Source organism: Vibrio sp. L5-1, from assembly GCF_021728315.1.
GTDB lineage: Bacteria > Pseudomonadota > Gammaproteobacteria > Enterobacterales > Vibrionaceae > Vibrio > Vibrio splendidus_K.
On record NZ_JAKKCQ010000003.1, the window covers coordinates 821,298 to 847,521 of the forward strand.

General features: G+C 44.3%; 20 protein-coding genes. 12 read left to right on the forward strand and 8 right to left on the reverse strand.

Going from position 1 to position 26,224, the window contains the following annotated elements; all coding sequences use genetic code 11:
- Window positions 1-48 precede the first annotated feature (48 nt).
- Window positions 49-276, reverse strand: coding sequence for a hypothetical protein (locus L3V35_RS15995; protein WP_004733582.1), 228 nt, complete (start codon window positions 274-276; stop codon window positions 49-51).
- A 662-nt stretch (window positions 277-938) separates the two neighbouring features.
- Here L3V35_RS15995 and L3V35_RS16000 point away from each other — a divergent pair.
- From L3V35_RS16000 to gnd, 5 genes are all read left to right on the forward strand, one after another.
- Entirely contained in the window at window positions 939-2,549 is a 1,611-nt protein-coding gene (locus tag L3V35_RS16000; protein ID WP_237300288.1) for a sensor histidine kinase, read from the forward strand.
- A 69-nt stretch (window positions 2,550-2,618) separates the two neighbouring features.
- Window positions 2,619-3,314 carry a response regulator gene (locus L3V35_RS16005; protein WP_237300270.1) on the forward strand — a complete coding sequence of 232 codons (696 nt, stop codon included), beginning with the start codon at window positions 2,619-2,621 and terminating at the stop codon, window positions 3,312-3,314.
- A 437-nt stretch (window positions 3,315-3,751) separates the two neighbouring features.
- Window positions 3,752-5,254 carry a glucose-6-phosphate dehydrogenase gene (gene zwf, locus L3V35_RS16010; RefSeq protein ID WP_237300271.1) on the forward strand — a complete coding sequence of 501 codons (1,503 nt, stop codon included), beginning with the start codon at window positions 3,752-3,754 and terminating at the stop codon, window positions 5,252-5,254.
- The gene (pgl, locus tag L3V35_RS16015) at window positions 5,251-5,985 is read left to right on the forward strand and encodes a 6-phosphogluconolactonase (RefSeq protein ID WP_017072696.1); all 735 of its coding nucleotides are present in this window, start codon (window positions 5,251-5,253) and stop codon (window positions 5,983-5,985) included. The genes zwf and pgl overlap by 4 nt, the downstream gene beginning before the upstream one ends.
- Before the next feature lie 29 nt (window positions 5,986-6,014).
- Entirely contained in the window at window positions 6,015-7,463 is a 1,449-nt protein-coding gene (gene gnd, locus L3V35_RS16020) for a decarboxylating NADP(+)-dependent phosphogluconate dehydrogenase (protein WP_004733587.1), read from the forward strand.
- A gap of 135 nt (window positions 7,464-7,598) precedes the next feature.
- On the opposite strand, the gene L3V35_RS16025 is transcribed toward gnd, so the two are convergent.
- The gene (locus L3V35_RS16025; protein WP_237300272.1) at window positions 7,599-8,759 is read right to left on the reverse strand and encodes an HD domain-containing phosphohydrolase; all 1,161 of its coding nucleotides are present in this window, start codon (window positions 8,757-8,759) and stop codon (window positions 7,599-7,601) included.
- A 424-nt stretch (window positions 8,760-9,183) separates the two neighbouring features.
- Here L3V35_RS16025 and L3V35_RS16030 point away from each other — a divergent pair, with 424 nt between their 5' ends.
- Window positions 9,184-9,597 carry a VF530 family DNA-binding protein gene (locus tag L3V35_RS16030; RefSeq protein ID WP_054547682.1) on the forward strand — a complete coding sequence of 138 codons (414 nt, stop codon included), beginning with the start codon at window positions 9,184-9,186 and terminating at the stop codon, window positions 9,595-9,597.
- A 176-nt stretch (window positions 9,598-9,773) separates the two neighbouring features.
- Here the strand turns inward: L3V35_RS16030 and L3V35_RS16035 are convergent, their stop codons facing one another.
- From L3V35_RS16035 to L3V35_RS16055, 5 genes are all read right to left on the reverse strand, one after another.
- On the reverse strand, window positions 9,774-9,965 hold the full coding sequence (locus L3V35_RS16035; RefSeq protein ID WP_004733590.1) for a hypothetical protein: 192 nt from the start codon (window positions 9,963-9,965) through the stop codon (window positions 9,774-9,776).
- Between the two features lie 226 nt (window positions 9,966-10,191).
- A complete protein-coding gene (locus L3V35_RS16040; RefSeq protein ID WP_237300273.1) occupies window positions 10,192-10,950 on the reverse strand; it encodes a sulfite exporter TauE/SafE family protein in 759 nt (252 codons plus the stop codon).
- A gap of 192 nt (window positions 10,951-11,142) precedes the next feature.
- On the reverse strand, window positions 11,143-12,663 hold the full coding sequence (locus tag L3V35_RS16045) for a tripartite tricarboxylate transporter permease (RefSeq protein WP_004733593.1): 1,521 nt from the start codon (window positions 12,661-12,663) through the stop codon (window positions 11,143-11,145).
- A gap of 10 nt (window positions 12,664-12,673) precedes the next feature.
- Entirely contained in the window at window positions 12,674-13,174 is a 501-nt protein-coding gene (locus L3V35_RS16050) for a tripartite tricarboxylate transporter TctB family protein (RefSeq protein ID WP_004733594.1), read from the reverse strand.
- Between the two features lie 245 nt (window positions 13,175-13,419).
- Window positions 13,420-14,391: a tripartite tricarboxylate transporter substrate binding protein gene (locus tag L3V35_RS16055; protein ID WP_017076146.1), complete on the reverse strand. Its 972-nt coding sequence runs from the start codon at window positions 14,389-14,391 to the stop codon at window positions 13,420-13,422.
- Window positions 14,392-14,841: 450 nt separating this feature from the next.
- On the opposite strand from L3V35_RS16055, the gene L3V35_RS16060 reads away from it, so the two are divergent.
- A complete protein-coding gene (locus tag L3V35_RS16060; RefSeq protein WP_237300274.1) occupies window positions 14,842-18,012 on the forward strand; it encodes an HD domain-containing phosphohydrolase in 3,171 nt (1,056 codons plus the stop codon).
- Between the two features lie 31 nt (window positions 18,013-18,043).
- Here L3V35_RS16060 and L3V35_RS16065 read toward each other — a convergent pair whose 3' ends face one another.
- On the reverse strand, window positions 18,044-18,808 hold the full coding sequence (locus tag L3V35_RS16065) for a helix-turn-helix transcriptional regulator (RefSeq protein WP_017080800.1): 765 nt from the start codon (window positions 18,806-18,808) through the stop codon (window positions 18,044-18,046).
- A gap of 98 nt (window positions 18,809-18,906) precedes the next feature.
- Here L3V35_RS16065 and L3V35_RS16070 point away from each other — a divergent pair, with 98 nt between their 5' ends.
- From L3V35_RS16070 to acnD, 5 genes are all read left to right on the forward strand, one after another.
- Entirely contained in the window at window positions 18,907-20,028 is a 1,122-nt protein-coding gene (locus tag L3V35_RS16070) for a multidrug effflux MFS transporter (protein WP_237300275.1), read from the forward strand.
- Window positions 20,029-20,405: 377 nt separating this feature from the next.
- Window positions 20,406-21,125, forward strand: coding sequence for a GntR family transcriptional regulator (locus L3V35_RS16075; RefSeq protein WP_237300289.1), 720 nt, complete (start codon window positions 20,406-20,408; stop codon window positions 21,123-21,125).
- 100 nt (window positions 21,126-21,225) lie between these two features.
- Window positions 21,226-22,122 carry a methylisocitrate lyase gene (prpB, locus tag L3V35_RS16080; protein ID WP_171330677.1) on the forward strand — a complete coding sequence of 299 codons (897 nt, stop codon included), beginning with the start codon at window positions 21,226-21,228 and terminating at the stop codon, window positions 22,120-22,122.
- Between the two features lie 146 nt (window positions 22,123-22,268).
- A complete protein-coding gene (gene prpC, locus L3V35_RS16085) occupies window positions 22,269-23,483 on the forward strand; it encodes a 2-methylcitrate synthase (protein ID WP_237300276.1) in 1,215 nt (404 codons plus the stop codon).
- A gap of 101 nt (window positions 23,484-23,584) precedes the next feature.
- Window positions 23,585-26,221 (forward strand): Fe/S-dependent 2-methylisocitrate dehydratase AcnD, encoded by a 2,637-nt coding sequence (acnD, locus tag L3V35_RS16090; RefSeq protein WP_054547691.1) that lies wholly within the window; start codon window positions 23,585-23,587, stop codon window positions 26,219-26,221.
- Window positions 26,222-26,224 lie beyond the last annotated feature (3 nt).

The following is a 26,224-nucleotide window of genomic DNA, read 5'->3' on the forward strand; positions in this document are numbered from 1 at the left end:
CGTGCTTTTTAAGTTCAGTATAGAAGCGTTTTTACAAAATGAAGCGGCTTATTTAAAGCCAGGACAATGGTGATCGGCGCGCCACACCAATTGTCTTGAGCCTTGCATTGTTTGTAATAAATCTCTGCCCGACATTTGCGGGAACGCTAACAATACCTTGAGATCGAGAGGGGAGGTACCGTCTTTCTCATAGGCTCTTACGTGAGTAAAAGTCGATTGCAAGTGTTTGAACAGCATGGTCTTAGTAAGACAAATTCCAAAATTATCGCGTTTCATTGCCTGGTTTCCTTTTCAACAATGTTTATACGTTATGTTTTTAATCCTGTTTCTATTGGACGTTGCCACTGTTCGATACTTCCTGCTCATCAATGTTTTATTATTGGGCGCTGCTTTATCAGGCACCTCTGAGTTGTCATGCTGGCCTATAGTGTGAATAGAGATGTATGAATGAGGTTAGGTTGATAACCTGTTTGTTCAACAATCCTAGCGGCGAGCGTGCAACGTTTCGTTATAGATACGTCCAGTGAGCGAAGAGTTGTTGTCTTTTTGTTAACCGAAATTTCGATTTAAAGCAGAGTCTGAAAATCATGACTGATGGCTTGGCAACAATAAACTTCTTCATATGCAACTATTATAATTGTATTTATTTTAAACAACCTAAAAAACACCTAAAAGCTTAGTGATCTAGCTCAATATTTATTCGTTTATTTTGATTTTTAAGCTAATCCGTTCTAAAAGCGAACGATTAATCGAGGTGAACAACGTAAAGGATTATCAATTAATAATCTGCTCAATTATTTAGTTGAGTAACAGTCACAAATTCGCGTACGTAGAAAGGTCATCTAATTAACTTGGTGTTAACATTGCTCGTCTAACACTAGGGACGGTGGAATATGAAATGGAGTAGTATCAGCTTCCGTAAAAGGCTGCTGATTATCATGACGGTCACTGGTCTTGTTGAACTTTTGATACTTTCAGCGGCTGGTTTTTATTATATCAAACAATCTCAAGAACAAGAGATGGGTTTGAAAGCGTTAGGTGTTGCTGAATTTCTGTCTGAATCGCCACTTGTCACCAGCATTATTCAAGAAAATGGAACGATGGGCCCTAATGGCGCTCCCTACGTTCTGTCTGAAGAAACTCAAGTTAAATTTCGAAACCTTACCCAGCTCATTGGTGCGGCGTTTATCGTTGTGGGAGATGATAAAGGTATCCGCCTGATTCACCCTTATGATGACAGGCTTGGTAAACCAATGCGCGGTGGTGATAACCAAAAAGCATTGGTGTTGGGTGAATCTTATGTGTCGACGGCCAAAGGATCACTTGGCTTCTCTGTCCGTGGTAAATCCGCGGTGAAAGACCCACAAGGCACCGTTATTGGCGTGGTGTCGGTTGGCTACTTATTGGATTCTCTGCAAGACCGAATCGAACCTTATTTAGCCTTTTTGATTGTGATGGCGTTGCTGGTGGTTGCGGTCAACGCTTTGATTTCGAGTTATGTATCGCGCCGTTTTCAGCGCGCTATCTTGGGCTTTGAGCCTGAAGAGATAGGTCGCTTATATGTAGAACTTGATGTGACTATGAGTACCGTTAAAGAAGGTATCTTGAGTATTGATAAGAACGGTATTTTGCGTTCAATAAACAAAAGTGCTTGCGATATTTTGTCTATCGATAGGGAGTCTGCACTCAACCAAAAGCGCCTTTCTGATGTATTAGCGGGCAGTGACTTAGAACTGCTGTTAACGACTGGCGATACCGATCACGATGTTGAGCTGTACCTGAACAATAAGCGAATCGTTGCCAACCGCAGCCCAATTATCGTGGCGGGTGAAGTCGTCGGGGCGGTATCCAGCTTCCGATTGCGAGATGAAATCAACGACTTAACAGACCAGCTCTCACAAACCAAAGAGTATGCTGATTTACTACGTTCACAAACCCACGAACATCAAAACAAGCTCAACACCATTAGTGGCTTGATCCAGATGGGCGAGTTGGATTCAGTACAGCACCTGATTGGCCAAGAAACAGCGCACTATCAAAGCTTGATCGAGTTCTTGCGTGAAACCGTCAAAGACCCGCTCATTGCAGGCATGCTCTTGGGGAAAACGGAGCGTGCAAGAGAAATAGGTTTAGAGCTCAAAGTCGAAGAAGGCTCAAGGCTTGAAGCATTGCCTAGTTGGCTGAACGCGGATGACGTTGTCACAATTCTTGGCAACCTGATAGATAACGCCTTTGACGCCACCATGACGGCTATCAAGCTAGAGGGGCAAATTCCCCCAGCGCGTCGAGTTATTGAAGTTTCAATCAGTGATTTTGGTAATGAAATTATCGTAGAAGTAGAAGACAAAGGGTGTGGTTTGCCGAAAGACTTGGCGACGAAAGCACTCACCGAAAAAGGTGTATCGAGTAAAGCGAAGCAGAACCGAGGTGTTGGTTTGTACCTTATTAAGCAGCTTGCTGACCGTTATCAAGGGCAGCTAGAAATGATTGATAATCCTGATTTTGGGTCACGCATGACGGTGTATTTACCGAAAGAAGAACAACAATAATAATTGAGCACGGAGCGATCGAGTGAAGATCGTCGTGACAGGAATACAATGGTTAAAGGAAGAACATAAATGAACGCAATCACGAGAGTCATGGTCATTGAAGATGATATTGCGATTGCAGAGCTTCACCATCGTTATTTAGAACAGATGGGATGCTTTGATGTGGTCGGAATTGCGACCACGCAGTCTGAAGCGTTAATGCAATTAGACATATTAAAGCCTGACTTGGTTTTGTTGGATGTGTATCTGCCGGATGGATGCGGGCTTGATATTTTGAACCACGTTCGTGGTAGTAATCAGGGTTGTGATGTGATTTTGATTACTGCTGCGCGAGACGTCGATACCTTGCAACAGGCAATGCGCGGTGGAGTCGTGGACTATCTGCTGAAACCTGTGATGTTTCCTCGCTTAGAAGCGGCGCTGAAAAAATATCAATCGCAGCTGCAAGAGTTTGAAAGTGTGTCTGATTTGAACCAAGGTTTGGTCGATAAGATGCTGCAAGCCAACGCGAAAGCGGACTCAGGAAAAGTGTCAACATTACCCAAAGGAATTGATGGCGTAACGCTTGATAAAATTAGAGCCATTTTTCAACAAGCCGACATTGCTGATATTACAGCAGATGAAGCAGGTGAACGGATTGGAGCGAGTCGAACCACCGCTCGACGCTATTTGGAATTTCTAATCACGACTGGCGAGTTAGTGGCTGACTTAAATTACGGGTCAGTAGGCCGCCCAGAACGCTGCTACAACAAAGCTAGAAGATAGATTTAGCGACAACAAGTCACAAAGACAAACGCGATGCTGTCAAATAAATATAAAGCCAGTTGAATAGGCTGGTTTTGCCTTTCTCTCCATTTCCTATTATTCACTCCACCGACCAGATACCGTTCTTTCTTGACTACAATGTTTGAGAATACCGATTTGCTTCACTCTCGGGCTCGGCTAACTGAGCTATCGATTAGAATTTGTTCGAAATGAGTCAATATTTAATCGATTGCTTTCACAGTGGTTGATGTAAATCAAATACTCATAGACAATACTGTCCCGAATAGAGGTGATAGCTTTCACCCTCGTTTACCAAACGCATTCTCAAGTGTAATAGGCACTCGCTATTGATGTAATAGCCAAGACCTATTATCTATTTTCGTATGTCGCTGATACCTTTGGCGAATACTAAAAACCTTGTTTTTATAGGAAAGATGATGGTAATACCTGAAAACAGCAGCATCGTTATTTTTGGTGCATCGGGAGATCTAACTTACCGCAAGTTAATTCCTGCTTTGTACCACCTGTATGCTAGCAATCAACTACCAAAATCCTTTGCGATTCTTGGAGTGAGCCGTACTGAGTACAGCGATGAGTCTTACCGTGAGAAGCTGAAGAAGTCTCTTCAGGAAATGGAAAAAACTGAGCCAGAGACGCTGAATGCATTTATTGAACATCTGCATTACCAAGCGATCAACACTTCAGATGTAGACGACTACGCTCGTTTAGCACAACGTCTAGACAAGCTTGAGCAAGACTACCAATTCGAAAACCATAACACATTGTTCTACTTGGCAACCCCGCCAAGCCTATACGGTGTGATTCCAGCAAACCTTGCTGCGCATGGCCTGAACGATGAAAAGAACGGCTGGCGTCGTCTGATCATCGAGAAACCATTTGGTTACGACTTAGCATCAGCTCAAGCGTTAGATGAAGAGATCCATCATCACTTCCAAGAACACCAGATCTACCGAATCGACCATTATCTTGGTAAAGAGACGGTACAAAACCTTCTAGTGCTTCGTTTCTCAAACGCGATGTTTGAACCACTGTGGAACCGTAACTTTATTGAATACGTTGAAATCACAGGTGCTGAGTTCCTTGGCGTTGAAGAGCGTGGCGGGTACTACGACGGTTCTGGCGCAGTTCGTGACATGTTCCAAAACCACTTGCTACAAGTATTAGCAATGGTTGGCATGGAGCCACCAGCTCAAATCAATGCGGATTCAATTCGTGACGAAGTGGTTAAAGTACTTCAGTGTCTGAAACCATTAGAAGAAGATGACCTACGTAAAGACTTAGTATTAGGTCAATACACAGCATCAGACGTTCGTGGTCAGCACTTGCCTGGTTACCGCGAAGAGCAGGGTGTCGCAGATGACTCTCGCACTGAAACGTACATTGGTCTTAAAGCACACATCAACAACTGGCGTTGGAATGGGGTTCCTTTCTATGTACGTACAGGTAAACGTTTACCAACACGTGTGACTGAAATCGTTATCCACTTTAAGAACACGCCACACCCAGTGTTTGGTCAAGATGCACCAGAGAATAAGCTGATTATCCGTATCCAACCGGATGAAGGTATTCAGATGAGTTTTGGTTTGAAAGAGCCGGGTGCAGGTTTCAAAGCAAAAGAAGTGAAAATGAACTTCTCTTACTCTGACTTGCCTGAAACTCAAATGCTAACGGCTTATGAGCGTCTTCTTCTTGATGCGCTGAACGGTGATGCGACTCTGTTTGCACGTACCGATGCAGTAGAAGCATGTTGGAAATACGTTCAACCAATCTTAGACTTCAAGCAAGATCCTCAAGCACTGTTTGGCTATGCTTGTGGTACTTGGGGCCCGCAAGAAGCGGATGAACTTCTGCGACGTGATGGCCGCGCATGGCGTTTCCCATGCAAAAACTTAACAGACACGGATTACTGCGAACTATGATCAATCACAAGATCTTTGCAACGCCTGAACTGGTCGTTGAAAACCTAGCAAACGAAATGAAAGCTTACAGCGAGCAGGGCAAACCTGTTCACATTTCACTGTCTGGTGGCAGCACGCCAAAAATGCTTTTCAAGCTTTTAGCTCAAGCTCCATACGCGGAAGGTATTCAATGGAATAACCTTCACTTCTGGTGGGGCGACGAACGTTGCGTTGCACCTGATGATGCAGAAAGCAACTTCGGCGAAGCGAACGCGCTATTGTTTTCAAAACTAAGAGAATTTTCTCAAGTAAACTTTCCGGCAGAGAACATCCACCGCATCCGTGGTGAAGATGAGCCTAAAGCAGAAGCAGAGCGTTTCGCAAAAGAGATGGCAGACGTGATTCCAACTGAAAACGGCACGCCTGTATTCGATTGGATTCTGCTAGGTGTTGGCGCAGACGGCCACACAGCTTCACTATTCCCGGGTGTAACTGACTACCAAGATGAGAACCTATCTGTATTAGCTTCTCACCCAGAGTCGGGTCAGATCCGTGTTTCTAAAACAGCGAAAGTTTTAGAAGCAGCAAAACGAATCAGCTACCTAGTGCTTGGCGCAGGTAAAGTCGAGATCGTTAAAGAAATTCATACAACTCCTGCTTCAGAACTGCCTTACCCGGCAGCGAAAATCCAGTCTAAAACTGGCGAAACAGAGTGGTTCCTAGATTCAAATGCAGCAAGTGCTATCGCATAAGTGCGAATAGCCGCAAGGAGATATAAATAATGAAAGGTGATATCGGTGTAATTGGCCTAGCAGTAATGGGTCAGAACCTTATCCTAAACATGAACGACCACGGCTTCAAAGTTGTGGCTCACAACCGTACTGCTGCGAAAGTAGACGAGTTCCTAGAAGGCCCAGCTAAAGGTACTAACATTGTTGGTGCTTACTCTCTAGAAGAGCTAGTTGAGAAGCTAGAAGCGCCACGTAAAGTGATGCTTATGGTTCGTGCTGGTGACGTTGTAGATACGTTCATCGACAAGCTTGTACCACTTCTAGACAAAGGCGACATCATCATTGATGGTGGTAACACTAACTTCCCGGACACTAACCGTCGTGTTGCTGCTCTTCGTGAGAAAGGCATCCACTTCATCGGTACGGGTGTTTCTGGTGGTGAAGAAGGCGCTCGTTTCGGTCCTTCTATCATGCCAGGCGGTTCTCCTGAAGCTTGGGAAGCGGTTAAGCCTATTTTCCAAGGTATCTCTGCGAAAACTGACGCGGGTGAGCCTTGTTGTGATTGGGTTGGTAACGACGGTGCTGGTCACTTCGTTAAGATGGTTCACAATGGCATCGAATACGGTGACATGCAGCTTATCACTGAAGCATACCAGTTCATGAAAGATGGCCTAGGTATGAACCACGACGAAATGCAGGCTGTATTTGCTGACTGGAACAAAACTGAGTTAGACAGCTACCTAGTAGAAATCACTGCTGACATCCTTGGCTACAAAGATGAAGACGGTGAAGCGCTAGTTGAGAAAATCCTAGACACTGCTGGCCAAAAAGGTACAGGCAAATGGACTGGTATCAACGCACTAGACATGGGTATCCCACTGACTCTAATTACTGAGTCTGTATTCTCTCGTTGCCTATCTGCACTTAAAGATCAACGTGTTGAAGCTGAGAAACTGTTCGGTAAGACTGTTGCTCCAGTTGAAGGCGATAAGCAAGAGTGGGTTGATGCAATCCGTCAGGCTCTACTTGCTTCTAAGATCATCTCTTACGCTCAAGGTTTCATGCTAATGCGTGAAGCGTCGAACGAAAACGGCTGGGATCTAAACTACGGTAACGTTGCACTTATGTGGCGTGGCGGTTGTATCATCCGTTCTGCATTCCTAGGCAACATTCGTGATGCTTATGAAGCGAACCCAGAGATCGCATTCCTAGGTTCAGATGCATACTTCAAAGGCATCCTAGACAACTGCATGGGCGCTTGGCGTAAAGTTGCAGCTAAGTCTATGGAATCAGGCATCCCAATGCCATGTATGACTTCTGCACTAACGTTCCTAGACGGCTACACAACAGCTCGTCTTCCAGCGAACCTTCTACAAGCTCAACGTGACTACTTCGGTGCTCACACTTACGAGCGTACTGACCGTCCACGTGGTGAATTCTTCCACACAAACTGGACTGGTACAGGCGGCGACACTGCTTCTACAACTTACGACGTATAATCGTTAGTTAGAATCAGTAGAGAACAAATTTGTTCTTTCAGCTGCAAACTAGAAAACAAAAGGATGCCTCAGTGGCATCCTTTTTTGTTGGTTTACGTTCTCTTACTTAGGCTTGAATAACAAAGAAGCCATAGTTTAAGCTGTCATTAAGTGCGGCTGAGCATCGTCATTGTATTGCTCCCGAATTGCCATAAAGCCGTCTAGGTTCTGTTTAAGAGCCACAACACACTCTGGGTCGAACATTGAACCGTTCTGCATTTCAATGTATTCCATCACTTCATCGAGTGTCCACGCGTGCTTATAAGCTCTTTTGCTCATCAGCGCATCGAATACATCGGCTAATGTCACTATTCGAGCTTCGAGTGGTATCGCTGTGGTACTCAAAGCATCAGGTAATCCAGAGCCATCAAACCGTTCATGATGGTGGCGCACAATATTCTTAATGAATTGAATCTCTTCACTGCACATCGAGCTGTGGTGGGAAAGGGCAACCACGTCATCAATCATCTCTTCGCCATACAAGGTGTGATTGTTCATGATGTTTCTTTCTTCTTCGTTGAAACGCGAGCTACTGAATAGCACCTTATCTGGAATTCGATACTTTCCTATGTCGTGAAAGGGCGCATACAACCGGATTCGATGAATGAATTGGTGGGTGATTTCTCTTTTGGTGTGCGACAGAGTGCGAGCAATTTTTTCACTGTATTTACCCATGCGAATTAGGTGTTCTTTGGTTTCTGGATCTCGAGCATGACCCATGTTTAAAGCTATCGCTAAAGAGGATTGAAAGTGACGTTGGCGCTCAAACCACTGAACGAAAAGGCTAGAGATGACTTGAGTGAGATAGGCGATATCACACTGAATAGTTTGGTTAGCAAAAAATCCTGTTGATGAAGCATTGATAAACACAAATCCAAGATTACTTTCTTGATGATGAATTGGTGTTGTATAACTGCTTTGATGACCGAGATCGAGTAGGTGAGATATTTGTTTGGTTAAGCTAATGGTGGTGAGGTCGTTGATGATCCGGGTATCTAAAGACTCAGCCATGCGCGACAAAGCCGATTCTGGCGTAAGTTCTTGCTCGACATGGCGATGTTCGGCTTCTTGGCACAGAGTATCCGAAACAAAGTAATTCGACGCTCTATTTTCGTTGCATAGCACAACCGAGAGCCTAGACAGAATGGGGTAATGTTCGCGAGCTAGCCGAAAGAGATCATCAACGATGGCGATAATGTCTTTATCTTGGGCGGCTACTCTGCTGATTTGGGAGTAGTCAAACATGGTCAAAGCCAACCTTTATTTATAGTTATATCATTGTTTAATATCATTATTAGTAGGTTTCTATACCACTTCTAACATAGCACCTTACTGTTAATTAGCAACACTGCGTTCTAATAAGTTTAAATTCCATTGGTAAAGTAGGGATATTTCATTCTTCTATCATGGTTTTTGTTAACTTGAACGAATTTGGTCGAAATCTAAGAGAAGCACTCGTCGGGAGTGCATGGCGGTATTGCACGCAATATTAGGATAGTAAGTGACCATTTTAAAATTAAATTGAAAGATAAATAGGATAACGAGCATGCTTTATGCCATCATAAAGGCATAGATAAGGGCAATGGATGTAATGCCCAAATGATTGAGCTAGATATGGTCAGTGATGACGGTGTTCTAGAGTATATTCAAGGCCTTTAGTTGCCTTGGAAAAGGTAAAGATATGACTGAAGACGAAAGAATCGAACTGCAACAAAACAACCCACTGCACGGCTTAAAGCTAGATACTATGATCACTGAATTAGTGGATCATTACGGTTGGGAAATTTTGGATGCAGCAATGCGCATGAACTGCTTTAACACTAAGCCAACGGTGGCAAGTGCTGTTAAATATCTGAAGAAGACTGAATGGGCTCGCGAGAAGGTTGAAAACTTCTACCTTTACCGTTTTAAGCGTATGCCTAAAGCATCTGATATTGAATACCAAATGCCTCCGCGTTCACGTACGTTCCGCCATGGGTTAGAACCTCGTGAGCCAATGGAATTGACGGTTGAATCGATTCTAGCATCACAAGCTAAAGCAGCGTCTGCATTTAAAGAGCGTCGTGGCGGCAACGGTCGTAATTTCCGTCGCTAGTAATAGGGCGTCGTTAATAGAAAGGCGTCGTTAGCTTTAACGTCTTTATGTAAAGACGTAAGTTGAGCATCGTAAGATAGCCAAAGCCTTGACTGCAAAATACAAAAGGAGCCTAAGCGCTCCTTTTTTAATGCGTATAACTATTAAATCTGTCTAAAGCTTATTGTTCTTGAGCTTTAAGCTTCGCGATTCTTTCTTTGATTCTTCCAAAGGTCAACGACATAGACAATGGCGCTGATCAGTAGGAATAGCGCTGACACAGAAAACAGAGCGGGCATTTTTAGAATCCACGCGAATGTGGCAGCAAGAAAAGCGACAAAGCAAATGAGTCGACTTGATGACATGACATGACCGAGTTTAATGTTCATAACGCCTCCTAATGAAGTCTCACTTTCGACAGGAGAATTATCCCACCTTTGGTAAAATAAAGGCTAAAAAACAGTCTAAATTGTTATCAAATTTGCTAATTGAAGGACTCGCCTCACACATTTCACCTTGGCTATTTTATGAGCAATAAAATAGCGAAATAGGTATTGAGAGAGTGGAGTCTTTTCGGTCTGTCTTTCATGTTGAAAGCCTTATTGAACTGAACGTCTAGTTAGCATAGAAAAAGTAAGCGGTGATCAAAAAGCTAGCGATGATCACTGTGGTACGAACATATTGTTGTGGGATACGGCGAGAGATTTTTGCTGAATAATAACCACCAACCAATGTACCAAATAATACTGCCATGCCAGACGGCCAATCAATCGAACCATTCACAACAAAGAACACGATTGCCGCGAGTGATGCACACGCAGACACCAACAATTTGATGCCATTCATTACATTAATGTTGGTGTAACCAGCCAGAGCTAAGTAACTCAACGTTACTATCCCCAAACCTGCGTTAAAGTAACCACCATAGATACACACGACCAAAAGCAATAAAGCGGAAAAGAATATCCCTGCGCTGGTGGCGTGCTTATGTTTTGCTGTTGCTTGCTTAAGCCATTTATTGAGCGTGCCACCAAACGTGAAAAGCAAAGCAGCAAATAGCAGTAGCCAAGGAACGGATTGAGTGAATAGGACTTCTGGCGTGTGCAGCAGCAAAAATGCACCAATGCCGCCGCCAATTACACACAAACCAATGGTCAGTTTTAGCTGCTTAGTACCAGATTGAATTTCGTGGCGTAGAGCGTAGGCTCCGCTCATGTAGCCAGCGCATGAAGCAAAGGTGTTGGTCGCGTTGGCTGCTATTGGTGGAACACCAGCAAATAATAGAGCGGGGAAGGTGATGAAGCTGCCGCCGCCCGCAATTGAGTTAAGCACACCGCCAATCACCCCTGATAAGAATAGAATCAACCAATCCATAGTTTTAGAATCCGATACGTTAACTAGCTGGTTACCTTACTTGAATTTGTTATGAATATCAGCGCCGAGTGTGTTGTAAAGGTAGGTTTGTGAGTTTGCTACCATCTTTAACTGCTGGTTCGAATTTACTAGATAAATGAAAAAAGGAGCCAATGGCTCCTTTCGTTGAGGTTTAGTTGAATTGGTAGAGTTTTACACTTCTACTGGCTTCGATTTAAAGCTTCTAAATAGTTTTACTAAGATTGGGCTAGATAGTACCAGCACAGCCAGAATAGTGAACGTCATCGTGATTGGTCGTTCCCATAGGAAGCTCAGCTCGCCATCGCTGATCATCAATGCACGTCGTAGGTTCTCTTCCATTAATCCACCAAGGATAAAACCTAGGAGTAATGGGGCAAGTGGGAAGTTAGCCAACCTCAGCGCAATCGCAACCATCGCAACAATGAGCATTACAAAAACATCCATCGTGTTGAAAGACACCAAGTACACGCCTGTGATTGAGAAGAAGATAATCATTGGCAGTAGTACCGTTCTTGGTACCGCGAGCAGTTTAGAGATGTAAGGGATTAAAGGCAGATTCAAGATAACCAGTACGATGTTACCAAAGTACATCGAGATAATTACTGACCAAAATACATCTGGGTGTTCAACAAACAAGCGAGGGCCTGGCTGAATACCGTAAGCGATTAGGGCGCCAAGCATGATTGCGGTAGTACCAGAGCCAGGAATACCAAGCGTTAACAGCGGAACGAATGAACCACTTGAAGCTGCGTTGTTTGCTGATTCAGGAGCAACAAGACCACGAATACTGCCTTTACCAAACTCTTTCTGTTTGTCTTTTGGCGCAAGGCTACGTTCCATACCGTAGCTTAGGAATGCCGCAATAGTTGCACCTGCGCCCGGTAACACACCCGTAAAGAAACCTAGAATAGAGGAGCGAATCGAAACTGGCGCCACTTCTTTGAACTCTTCTTTGGTAATTTTCATGCTACCAATATCAGCCATCTTTTGGCTTTCTTCGCCGCTAGTGTCTTTCTCTGGTTTCAAAATACCCATTAAAGTCTCACCTAAAGCGAAGGTTGCCATAGCAAGAAGTAGGAAACTAAAGCCATCCATCAGATCCGTTAGGCCGAAAGTGAAACGTTCAACACCAACCCCTTTATCGATACCAACAGTAGATAGCATCAAACCAAGAATGGTCATCATCCATGCCTTGATCACCTGACCTGGGCCCGCAAACGCCGCTACAGCCGATAAACCTAATAGCATCAATGCGAAGTAGTCTGAAGACTGGAAGCTCAATGAGACGCTTGCTAAAGCCGGAGCCGCAATCAAAAGCATGATTGCCGAAAGCGTGCCGCCAGTGAAAGAAGAGTAAGCCGCGAGTGCCAACGCTTTACCAGCTTGGCCTTTTTGTGCCATCGGGTAGCCATCGAATGCGGTTACTACCGTTGAAGAACAACCCGGAGCGTTGATTAAGATTGATGACGTCGAGCCACCAAATACAGCGCCGTAGTACACACCAGCCATCAAGATTAGGCCAGAAGAAGGGTCTAGGCCGTATGTAATCGGGATCATCAACGCGATTGCTGAAATTGGACCGAGTCCCGGTAGCATTCCAATAAAGGTACCAACAAAACAGCCAACAATTACCATCATGATGTTCATTGGCATCACGGCGGTCGAAAGTCCTTGTAAAATTCCGTCTAACATAATGTTATCCCTACCAAAGAGTGAAGATTAAACCAGGCTCTAGGTAGATATCTAAGCCTTGAGTTAATAAAAGAAAGAACGCGATAACGAAAGGAAACGACGCGCCAAATAAGACAGCTTTGCGGCGCTCACCCAGTAGGTAAAAGCCTGCAAGTAAGAAGAAGCTGGTTGCTAAAACAAAGCCAAGATAAGTCAGCCCAACACCGTACAGAGCCATTAACACCAAGAAGCCAATAAGCAGTTTCCAGTTCAGCGGCGTAGTGTCGCATGTGACTTTTTTATCCGGCTGTCCGGTTATAAGCAGGATCAACGAAAGGCCAATGCCGATAAACGTTAGCAGGATAGGTAAGGTTCTTGCTGTGAAGGGTTCGTACTCGTCACCGGGGAACAAAGGAATCAGCGTGGTTTGGTAGCCATAGCATAAACACGCAAGCATAAAGAGCATGGCTCCGATGCGATCCTTCGAAAGCAAAGATTCCTTACTCAGAAATTTGGTTGGTAAGTCCGACATATCCAACTCCATTTGGGGTGGTATAAAAAATAAAAAAGCCGTACATGAGCGAGTCAATGAAATGTCTGGGATCACTAACCAAAGGTAAGCGAATTACGGTACTGGTTTATCAGCCACTTGCGTTTACAACGAATCGGCAAGTGTTAGTAATACGTCTACGAATAAACAAAGGAGTTTGAAGTTAACTCATGTACGGCGAAACAAGGAAAGAGTAAGAGGGCACATAGGCCCTCTATGGTTGTTGGTTATTTCAAGAAACCAAGCTCACGCATTAGGTCGCCCATCTGTTTTTCTTGGTCTTCTAGGAAGGCGTAAAAATCTTTGTCAGCTTTGTAGTTGTCGATCCAACCGTTACGGTCACGAACCACTTGCCACTCATCGGTTTTGTACATTTTGCCAAGCGCTACATTCCATTCGTCGATCTTCGCTTGGCTTGTACCCGGTGCTGCAAAGAAACCACGCCAGTTAGCGAATACGGTTTCGTTGCCGTACTCAGTCAGTGTTGGGATGTTAGGTGCAGCGTCAAGACGCTTTGGTGCCGTTACAGCAAGCACTTTCACTTGGCCAGATTTAGACATCTCTAGCACTTCACCAAGGCCAGTAGAAAGAAGCTGTGTTTCGCCAGACAGTAGCGCTGCCATTGCTTTGCCGCCTGCATCGTAGGCGATGTAACGTACTTTCTTAGCGTCGAAACCTTCGCCTTTGAACGCCGCTGCTACCACAAGGTGATCCATACTGCCACGAGCTGAACCACCTGCGATTTTCACTTTACGTGGGTTGGTTTCGAACTCTTTTACTACATCCTCCCAAGTGTCGTACTTCGAATCCGCAGACGCGACGATTGCACCGTAATCGGCAATGGTTGCAGCGACAGGAGTTAGGTCACGGAAAGATTGAGGAAAGATCCCCGTCAGTGAACGAACAACGATAGGCGTTGAGTTCACCATCAGCGTGTCTTCTTGGCGTTGAGCTGTTTCGATTAGGTGTGCAATGGCTTTACCGCCGCCGCCACCAGACAAGTTTTGGAAAGAGACATTTTCAACGATGTCTGATTTCACTAATACATCACCCGTACCACGAGCCGTCATATCCCAACCGCCGCCAGCACCGCCAGGGATTAGGAAGTGGATTTTCTCTAGGTCAGCAGCAAAAGTGTTGAAAGAAAAGGTTGCTGCGATAATAGAAGCCGCAAGAGTAGGTTTCAGTGCCTTGAACATGGTTCACGTTCCTTATGTAGGGGATCTCTTCAATGGAGAGAAACTTATGTTTTATATCCAGCTGCTAAACACACGAGTAGAGCATTGCTTAGCAGATGAGGTTAAAGTTAACGATGTGTTAACGAATTGTCTTTAATGCGGCGATATTGAGGATAAAGAACATTGGGTGAATAAAGTTCATAAAGTTTACGGAGACGTGGCTGTAGGACTCTTCCAGCAATAATAACTAGGTTTTTCTGGAGTTTATGTGAACAATTTTTTTGACTGCTGGTCGCTTTATGCTGCTGTGTATCATTAAAGAGGGTACTTATTGCGACACAAAGAGTGATATGGAGAGGCGCTCTTTAATATATAGAATAATATGTTGCTAGGTGTGCAGTGCTACTGTAATAATATGATTATAGCTGGCACGTTACATTTCTGAGCTAGTGGTTATTCAAGGATCGAATAATGACAGACAAAAAAATTTCGTTACGATTTACTGTTGGAGGAATGTTTTTACTCGCGACATTTCTTACCGCTGTTGTTGCGGTTTCACTGCAATATTACTTCAGTAAAAAAATGGCGACTGAGAATACCCTATCAAAGTTGACGATGGTGTCCCAAGAGCTGAGTAACTATATCGGCGCGGTTGATTCTGACGCAGCCAATACCGCGCGTTTACTTTCTTCAGTGAAACGTTCTATAAGTAACAAAATATCGAAAGAAGAGTCGCGTACTATTCTTTCAGAAGCAATTAAAGATAACCCTCTCTTTTATAGTATTTACATTGGCTCGTCTAATGAAAACTTCTTCCAAATTATTAATCTAGAATCTGCCCCTGTCGTTAGAGAAAAAATCGGTGCACAACAAACGGACCGTTGGGTTGTGGTTGAGATTCGTAATATAGGGGAGGATCGCGTCCGTACGACGAAATATTTTGACCAAGAGTTTACGCTAAGAAACTCAACTACGGAGCAGAGCAACTACCTTCCAACGACCAGGCCTTGGTATGTTTCTGCTAATGTTCAGTCGGTCGAAAAAACTCAGCCATATCTTTTCCAGCATTTACAAATTACCGGGCAAACTTATTCTTTAGCGTTTGATTCAAAAATAGAATCTGAAGTTCAACATGTGATTGGTATTGATATTGTGTTGTCTTCTTTGGCTAGCAAACTATCAAGTACGGCGCTTGGCTTAGCAGAAGACAGTAAGGTTGAGTCTTTCTTATATTCGAAATCGGGTAATATTATTGCGTCTAACCTCAAGGTTAACAATCAGGAATCGGAGTTTGATGTACCAACATTGATGCTATCGTCTGAGCAGCAAGCCTTGGTTAACGATACCCCTCCGCTGTTAGTGTCTAATCAAAATGATTGGGGGCCGATGGACTTTTCAGTGGCGGGAAAACCAAACGGCTATGCGATAGACCTTCTTAAAATGATTGGTGAGATGACAGGGATCAGGTTTGAATTTGTTAATGGTTTCTCTTGGGGCGAGCTTGTCAGTAAGTTTCAAGAAGGAAGTATTGATGGCCTGCAATCGGTTCAAAATTATAAAAATAATGGCATAGATGGCCTATACACGGCTCCAATTTATGAATTGCCATTTTCTATCGTGACAAGGGTCGGTGCGAAGGTTGTCACTAATTATGCCGAGCTTGAGGGTAAAAAAGTTGCCATTTTATCTGGGTGGTCAATTATTCCTAAGTTGAGAGAGGATTTTCCGAACATTGATTTAGTTGAATTTGAAAACCTAGAGTCTGCATTTAATTCAATTGAAAGCGAAGAGAACTTTGCTTTCTTAGAAGCAGAACCCGTACTCTCGTTTGCATTAGATAGGTTTTTCCAGCCAGGCCTTGTTGTCAATGGGACTCTAGAAGATCTAAAACAGAACTACTCAAACCAATTCCATTTGGTGCTGCAGAGCAAGCATAGACAATTGCTTCCAATCATTGATCAAGCTATCAGCAAGTTAAGTGGTGAACAACTTGATGCCTTAGCGAAAAAGTGGCTGCATGATACCGGCTTTAATACGAATACGACGGTTCCTTATACTGAACTTTATGATTTGACTAAGGAAGCAACGGTTGAAGGCAGTATGGTAAGGGTAGAGTTGAATGGCGAGATCAAACATCTCTATTTAAAGAAAATAGACACGGGCGAACACTACTCTGAGTATTTTTCGGTATTGATTCCCGAATCTGAAGTCTTCAGTACAGTCAATAAACGTCTAGCAACCTCTGTTGGTGTAACGGTGTTACTGATGAGTTTGACGTTGCCTATTGCTTGGGCTTTTGGTGCGCCGATAGTGCATCCAATTCGCCAATTAGAGGAAGAGACTCATAAGGTTAAGCTGCGTGATTATGACAACGTGACAATTCTTGATACTCGAATCAAAGAAGTATGGGAATTATCTGTTGCCGTAAAAGATATGGCTATGGAGATTAAACGACATGAACAGATGCAAGAGGCGTTTGTTGAGTCGTTTATCAAGCTCATCGCTCAAGCGATCGATGATAAGTCCGCTTATACGGCAGGGCATTGTAATCGTGTACCAGAACTCGGCTTGATGTTGGCTGACGCGGCTGAACAATCACAATCTGAGCACTTCAAAGACTTTGAGTTTAAAAATGATGACGAACGCCGTGAGTTTAGAATTGCGGCTTGGCTTCATGATTGTGGCAAGATCACGACACCGGAACACATCGTCGATAAAGGTACGAAGCTAGAAGCGAACTACAACCGAATCCACGAGGTGAGAACTCGTTTTGAAGTACTTTGGCGTGATGCGGAAATCACTGCTTTGAGAAAACAACTTGAAGGTACTCTATCAACGCAACTGATAGCCGATGAGCTTGCGGCAACGAAACAGCAGCTACAAGATGACTTTGCCTTTATCGCGATATCAAACGTGGGGGGGGAATTCATGAGTGACGACAAAGTTGCTCGCATTCGTTCGATAGCTGAGACGACTTGGATGCGTAACTTTGATGATCAACTTGGTCTATCACCGATAGAAGCCTTGAATCGAGAATCGAGTTCAAGTTTGCCAGCGACAGAGCTGCTGTTAAGTGATAAGCCTGAACATATAGTGAAAAGAGATAGGCCGTTAGAGTTTGACCCGAAACATCAAATCAAAATGGATGTGCCGGAGCATCTATACAACTTAGGCGAAGTCTACAATCTGAGCATTGCACGTGGTACGTTAACTGCTGAAGACCGATTCAAGATAAATGAGCATATGCTTGGCACGATTAAGATGCTTGAGAATCTGCCATTCCCGAAAGAGCTAAGCCGTGTTCCTCGCTATGCTTCGACGCACCACGAAACACTCAAAGGCACAGGATATCCAAGGAAGTTGACTGGCGACGATCTTTCAATTCCAGAACGTATTCTGGTGATCTCCGATATTTTTGAGGCATTAACCGCTGCGGATAGGCCGTATAAGAAAGCGAAGCCGATTAGTGTTGCTGTCGATATCATGTACAAAATGGCGTTGGACGAGCATCTCGATATAGAACTGTTTAGGTTGTTCCTAACTAGCGGGACACATATCCGTTATGCCGAAACGTATTTAAAACCGGAACAGATCGATCATATAGACCTATCAAAATATGTAGTTGAAGGCGTCGCTGCTTAACTTTGCCAGAAAGCATGAATGGCTGTTGACCTCACTTCATGTAGTGAGTTGGGGTTTCTCCGGTGTGTTGCTTAAAGAAATGAATAAACGCACTGTCACTGGAGAACTCTAACTCGTGGGCAACCACAGAGACACTCTTTTTTTCTGACAATTGCTCAATGGCACTTAACAGCCTCCATTGTTGACGCCAAGCTTGGTAAGGCATCCCCGTTTCTTTGATGAATAATCGGCTAACGGTCTTGCTGCTTGCTCCAATATGCTTGGCCATTTCATTGAGTGGTTGAGGTAACTGTGTTCCTAGTTTTACTTTTTCTAACCACAACGCTAATCGTTTATCTTTGGGTAAAGGTAGCGTTAGCTCGTTCCTTTCTGCGTAAGAAAGTTCCTCGCAACACAACGCCAATGTGTTTTGTTGCTCTTCACTAGGTTTATCCCAATCCCAAAAAGCCATTCGTTCGATCAACTCCTTTAGTAGTGGTGTGACGTTAAGAATACTTAACTCTTCAGGCAAGTTTTTAATGCGAAGAGGATCAAAATAAAGCGAACGATAGGCCACGACATTGGTCATGGTTGCACAATGCTCAATTCCTGCGGGTATCCACGCAACTTTGGTGGGCGGCAACACACAATGCATTCCGTCGAGGGTAATACTGATGCAACCATGTGGTGCAAATAACAATTGTGCACGGTTGTGTGTATGCATACCAGAATCGTGCCTGCCGACTTGGGCGGCAATGCCGACAAAGGGATAGGGCATTCCATCAACATAAAAAGGTGTGTTGTCATCGATTAACATTATTTGTCCTTATTTTGATGTTTGTTGTTCTACTGTTGATATTTGAACATAAATGAAATCCATATACTTCTCTTATTCCAGTTTTAGAAGAGAATAATATGAATAAAAAACCCCATATGGGACTGATCATCGTTCTGCTGATGTTCCCCCAAATTGTTGAAACTATCTACAGCCCAGTATTGCCGCACTTAGTTGATTATTTTGGTGTATCAATGGCAAGCGCTAGTCAAACCTTGTCGATTTACTTTATTTCTTTTGCTATGGGTGTTGTTTTTTGGGGACGAGTTTCTGATCTTATTGGCCGAAGAAAAGCGATGTTGTGTGGTTTGTTTACTTATGGTGTTGGTTGCCTTTTAGCCATCACGGCAACTCAATTTGATATGGTCATGATTGCGCGGGTTGTTTCAGCTTTTGGGGCGGCGGTAGGCTCAGTTATTGGTCAAACAATATTGCGAGATAGCTATGAAGGCAAAGAGCTAGGGAAAGTGTTTTCGTTAGCAATTGTTGCAGTATCAATCAGCCCTGTTGTTGGTTTAATGTCAGGAGGATTGATTGCTGAATATTTTGGACACTTAGTGGTGTTCAGTTTATTGCTTGTCATGGCTTTTATATTGCTGATCGTATCGGCCTTTTCCTTACCCGAAACGAAACCTGCTGATACTAAAACAGTCAGCTTTATTGGTATTTTCACGGTAATGCTAAAAGATAGAGATATTTGGAAAAGTGCGATTCTTGTGGCTTGCTTTAATGTCATGATGTTTAGCTATTATTCTTTAGCGCCATTTATGTTCAGCCAGTTTGGCTTAAGTTCCATTGAATTTGGTTACAGTGGCGTGATCTTAGCGGCAGCATCTGTTTTAGGAAGCTCGATGAATAAACGATTGCTAGTAAAAGAATGGGGTTCCCAAAGGCTCATTCAGATCGCGGTGTTAATCAGTTTTGTTGGGGCTGTTCAGGTGTACTTTTACCAAGACAGCCTTTGGTTTCTTTTAGGAATGGCTGCTGTGGTTGTAGGGTTTGGTATGGCAAGTCCTAATATATTTAGTACGGCGTTGGTCAATTATAAACAGCAAGTTGGCACAGCAGGGGCGGTTCTAGGATTGTTGTATTACTGTTTAATTGGTGGGGGATTAGGGCTTGCTGGTGAGATTGGTAACTTAGGGGTAGTGCTAATAGGCATGTCTTTATTGGCAAGCACTATGTTGATGTCTCGTGATTAACCAATTTTGAGAGTGTTAATCTTGTGAATAATAAAGAGAGGCGATCATTGCTTCTCTTTTTTTGGTCTAAATAGCTGATGAGTAGAAATGAATACTATCTCTAAAAGTTGACTGTCAGTTGTCGACACATTGTTTTCGAGCAAATTTGGGGTGGGTAAGGGTTTGAAGCTTACTCATGATTTAACTTAATGAATAGCATCTATTTATTTTCTTTTATGGCTTCGTTTTACTACTTCTCTACCGATTAGTAAAAGTACTACCTTAGTCTAAATTGTCGACAATCTACTTGATTGTCGACAATTTGATCGTGTATTTTATGTTCATGTTATGAAATTGTTGACAGTTAGGGTCGGCAATCAGAAGTGAGCAGCGTGAATATGAATACTGCGATAAAAGATCTCACCTTAAGTGCAAACACGAAAACACGTGTGAGCGACAAAGAAAACACTAAGTCGGAAAATCTGACAGAGTATCTCGTTGAGGCGATTGTTAACGGTGAATTACCACCGGGCAGTAAGATCTCGGAGCCTGAACTGGCTAAACGCTTCGAGGTAAGTCGAGGACCATTACGTGAAGCGATAATGCGTATCGAAGGGCTTGGCCTGATTGAGCGAATTCCTCATGTCGGCGCTCGAGTTATTACTTTTTCGGCTGACAAACTGCTAGAGCTTTACGCGGTGCGGGAGGCATTGGAAGGCATGGCGGCTCGCTTAGCAGCGAGGCACATCACACAAGATGAGTTGATTGGGCTTGAAGGGTTATTGTCGACACACTCAAAGCACATCGATGAAGTTGAGGGTTCTTCTTACTTTCATCAACATGGGGATTTCGATTTCCATTACCGCATTATTAAAGCGAGTCGTAACAGCAAACTCATTTCGTTGTTGTGTGACGAGCTTTATCACCTATTACGCATGTACCGCTATCAATCGCCTAGGGCTCAGTCTCGACCAAAAGAGGCGCTCGATGAACACAAATACATCCTACAAGCGATTCGTAATCGCGATGAAGAGCTAGCAGAAATGCTAATGCGACGACACATCTCGGGTAGTCGATTGCTTATAGAACAACAAATTCAATCCAAAGATCTTGATTAAGCGACCATTGGAATCTGTCAGCGGATCAGTGCTGGCGATAACCAAAAGTCGTAAGTCTTAAAGGTTAGCTAGAAATAAACAATTAACAGGGAGCGTCATTATGAAGTTATCAGCAGGAGCAAAGTTCCGACAAGCTGTGCAAGACAACGACCCATTGCAGATCGTCGGCACGGTGAATCCGTATTGCGCGATGATGGCAAAGAACTTGGGGCATCAAGCTATTTACCTATCTGGTGGAGGCATCGCCAATGCGTCTTATGGTTTGCCTGATTTAGGTATTACGACATTGAACGATGTGCTGGTGGATGTTGAACGTATTACCAATGCGTGTGATCTGCCTTTGCTGGTGGATATCGATACGGGATTTGGTGGCGCATTCAATATTGCACGTACCATTCGAGCGATGGAGAAGGCAGGCGCAGCCGCAATTCACATGGAAGATCAAGTCGCTCAGAAACGCTGTGGTCATCGACCAAATAAAGCGATTGTGAGCCAGCAAGAGATGGTAGATAGAGTCAAAGCGGCAACAGATGCTAGAACCGATGAGAGCTTTGTGATTATGGCGCGTACGGATGCATTGGCGGTTGAAGGTATTGATAGTGCGATTGAACGAGCGATTGCGTGTGTTGAAGCGGGCGCTGACATGATTTTCCCTGAGGCGATGAATCAGCTAGACCAATACGTGAAGTTCTCGGCGGCGCTGAAATCTGCAACGGGTAAGCACGTGCCTATTCTCGCGAACATCACTGAGTTCGGCCAAACACCACTCTACAACTGTAACGAGTTAGCCCAATCAAGTGTCGACATGGTGCTCTACCCGTTGAGTGCGTTCCGTGCAATGAACAAAGCAGCGGAGAATGTTTACAGACACTTGTTAGTTGAAGGTAATCAAGAAGCTTTGTTGGATTCAATGCAAACCCGTAAAGAGCTTTACGAACACCTGAATTACCACGACTACGAGAATAAGCTTGATCAGTTGTTTTCAAGTGAAGGGTAAACCAGTTTCAATTAATCAAAAATCAAATTAATCCAATAACGTGAAATGGTTAGTCGCCATATCCAGTACCGATGATAAAGATCATCGGACATATAAACAGGCAGCACCAAAGAGTGCAGGCGGCTAACACAGAAAAGGAGTTCACCATGTCTGTATCTTTGAGTGATAAAGCAGCTGTCGATAAGGCTTCAACAGAAAATCAACAACAAAACGCAAATACAGAAAGTGCACCAGCCAGCGCACCTGCAATCGGTGGTGCTGGTCTACGTGGTCAGAGTGCGGGAACCACGGCGCTATGTACGGTAGGTCAGTCAGGAACGGGTTTAACTTACCGTGGCTATGACATTACCGACCTTGCTAATCATGCTCAGTTCGAAGAAGTGGCGCATCTGCTACTAAGAGGTCACTTACCCAGTGAAACAGAGCTAGACGATTACAAAACATTGTTGGTTGGTTTGCGCGGCTTACCTCAACCTTTGAAAGCAGCACTAGAGCTTATCCCTGCAGACGCTCATCCAATGGATGTGATGAGAACAGGTTGTTCAATGCTGGGTAATCTAGAGCAAGAGACTGATTTTTCTGAGCAACTGCCCGCGACCGAACGAATGCTTGCGCTTTTCCCTGCGATTATTTGTTATTGGTACCGCTTTAGCCACGATGGCGTGCGCGTTGATACTGAAGATCAAAGCGAAGCGTGCATTGGCGGTTATTTCTTGAAAATGCTAACGGATAAAACCCCAAGCGACCTTCATAAGCAGGTGATGCATTGTTCACTGACGCTTTATGCAGAACATGAGTTTAATGCATCTACATTTGCGGCTCGAGTTTGCGCATCAACTTTATCTGACATTCATTCTTGTGTTACCGCAGCGATTGGCACGTTAAGAGGTCCATTACACGGTGGTGCAAATGAAGCGGCGATGGAAATGATCCAAGATTGGCAAACCGTTGATGAAGCGGAAGCGAACATCATGAATATGCTCGCTAACAAAGACAAAATTATGGGCTTCGGTCATGCCATTTATCGTGAAAGCGACCCACGAAATGCGCTAATCAAGCGTTGGTCAAAAGAGCTAGCTCAAGAGGTCGGTGATAAACAGCTTTACGCCGTTTCAGAACGTGTTGAAGCGGTTATGAAGCGCGAGAAAGGCTTGTTCTGTAATGCTGACTTCTTCCATGCATCGGCATATCACTTCATGGATATCCCAACCAAATTGTTTACTCCGATCTTTGTGATGAGCCGCCTTACAGGTTGGACGGCGCATGTGTTCGAACAAAGAGAAAACAATCGCATCATTCGTCCAAGTGCAGACTACACCGGGCCAGAGCATCAAGAATGGTTACCTATTCATCTACGTTAGCCCTCTATAACGAGCCGACTTATGTCTTGAGGTGACTTCCGTCTTCATACGACAAGGCCTCAAGAACCAACGAATAGAATTTAACAGATAATGGTGGATGTATGTCTGATGTGAAACTTGAACAAGCTCAGTACCTTGATAAAAATCAGTACCGAAAACTTTTACCCGGAACTCATTTAGAGTATTTCGATGCTTGCGAAGCGGTAGAAGCGATATCTCCGGGCAGTTATAGAACCTTGCCTTATACGTCGAGAGTATTGGCAGAGCAATTAGTAAGACGCTGTGATCCTGAAACTCTTGAAGACAGCTTAAAACAGATCATTGAACGCAAGAGTGACCTTGATTTCCCTTGGTATCCTGCGCGTGTGGTGTGTCATGACATTCTAGGTCAGACCGCTTTAGTTGATTTAGCTGGCTTACGCGATGCGATTGCCGACCAAGGCGGAGACCCTGCCAAGGTGAACCCAGTGGTCGAAACTCAACTGATTGTTGATCACTCTTTGGCAGTGGAACATGCCGGGTTTGATAACGAAGCATTTGATAAAAACCGCGCGATTGAAGAGCGCAGAAACGAAGACCGTTTTCATTTTATTGAATGGTGTAAAACCGCGTTTAAAAACGTGAGTGTGATCCCAGCGGGTAACGGGATCATGCACCAGATTAACTTGGAGAAAATGTCTCCAGTTATTCAATCTAAAGAAGGCATCGCGTTTCCTGATACCTGTGTCGGGACCGATAGCCATACTCCTCACGTTGATGCTTTGGGCGTTATCGCTATCGGTGTAGGTGGCTTGGAAGCCGAGACGGTGATGCTAGGTCGTCCGTCGATGATGCGCTTACCGGACATCGTGGGCGTGAAGTTAACGGGTCAAAGACAAGAAGGGATAACCGCAACGGATATCGTGCTTGCGATTACAGAGTTTCTTCGCAATGAAAGGGTTGTCTCAAGCTACTTGGAATTCTTTGGCGAAGGCGCACGTGCACTGACCATTGGTGACCGCGCCACTATATCGAATATGACACCAGAATACGGCGCGACAGCAGGTATGTTCTATATCGATGAACAGACCATACAATACCTAAAGCTGACAGGACGCGAGCCTGAGCAGGTTGAGTTAGTTGAGCTGTACGCTAAGCAAACTGGCTTATGGGCCGATGATTTAGATTCCGCTCAATACGAACGTGTGCTTGAGTTTGATTTGTCTAAAGTTGAGCGCAACCTTGCAGGGCCATCCAATCCACATCGTCGTTTACCAACCAGTGAACTTGCCAAACAAGGCATTAGCCAATCATCGTGGAAAGAACAACATTCGGCGAAATATAGCGATGAACAAATGCCTGATGGTGCTGTGATTATTGCTGCAATTACTTCTTGTACAAACACCAGTAATCCAAGAAATGTCGTCGCCGCAGCATTGGTGGCTAAGAAAGCCAATCAGCTTGGATTAGTTCGTAAGCCATGGGTAAAAACGTCATTTGCTCCAGGCTCTAAAGTTGCCAAGCTCTATCTTGAGTCCGCAGGTTTGCTTCCCGAACTTGAACAATTAGGCTTCGGTATCGTGGGTTATGCGTGTACGACCTGTAACGGGATGAGCGGGGCGTTAGATCCTAAAATCCAACAAGAGATCATCGACCGCGACCTGTACTCAACCGCTGTGTTATCTGGGAACCGAAATTTCGATGGTCGAATCCATCCATACGCAAAGCAAGCCTTTTTAGCATCACCGCCATTGGTCGTCGCTTATGCCTTAGCTGGTACGATTCGCTTTGATATCGAAAAAGACAGCTTAGGTACAGACAGCAACGGAAAATCGATCTATTTACGTGACTTGTGGCCAAGTGACGCAGAGATCGATGCGGTTGTCGGTGAGCATGTTAAGCCTCAGCAATTCCAACAGATCTACGTGAAAATGTTCCAGCCAGACGAAGAACAGGTAACGACTGAACCGCTTTATGACTGGCGACCTCAAAGTACCTATATTCGCAGACCACCTTATTGGGAAGGAGCTCTTGCGGGAGAACGAAACCTATCTGGTATGAGACCTTTAGCGATTCTGGGTGACAACATTACTACGGATCACTTATCCCCTTCAAATGCGATTCTCGCTTCGAGCGCAGCGGGGGAATACCTCACCAAAATGGAAGTGCCGGAAGAGGACTTTAACTCTTACGCGACCCATCGAGGTGATCACTTAACCGCGCAACGAGCAACATTCGCCAACCCTAAGCTGTTTAACGAAATGGTGAGGGACGCTGGAGAAGTCGTGCAAGGTTCATTAGCAAGGGTTGAACCCGAAGGTCAAGTTACGCGAATGTGGGAAGCGATAGAAACTTACATGAACCGTAAACAACCCTTGATTGTCGTTGCTGGTGCCGATTATGGACAAGGTTCATCACGTGATTGGGCTGCCAAAGGTGTGCGCTTAGCGGGTGTTGAAGTGATTGTGGCTGAAGGGTTTGAACGAATTCACAGAACCAACTTGGTTGGCATGGGCGTACTGCCTCTGCAATTCAAAGCGGGGACCAATCGCAACACCTTAGAATTGGACGGTACCGAGCTTTACGACGTTTATGGTGACATCCAAGCAGGTTCTGATTTGGCTCTAGTCATTACTCGTAAAAACGGTGAAAAACTTGATGTTCCCGTGACCTGTCGACTAGATACCGCAGATGAAGTGAATGTGTACAGCGCTGGTGGTGTATTGCAGCGTTTTGCCAAAGACTTTCTTGCACAGTAGGAG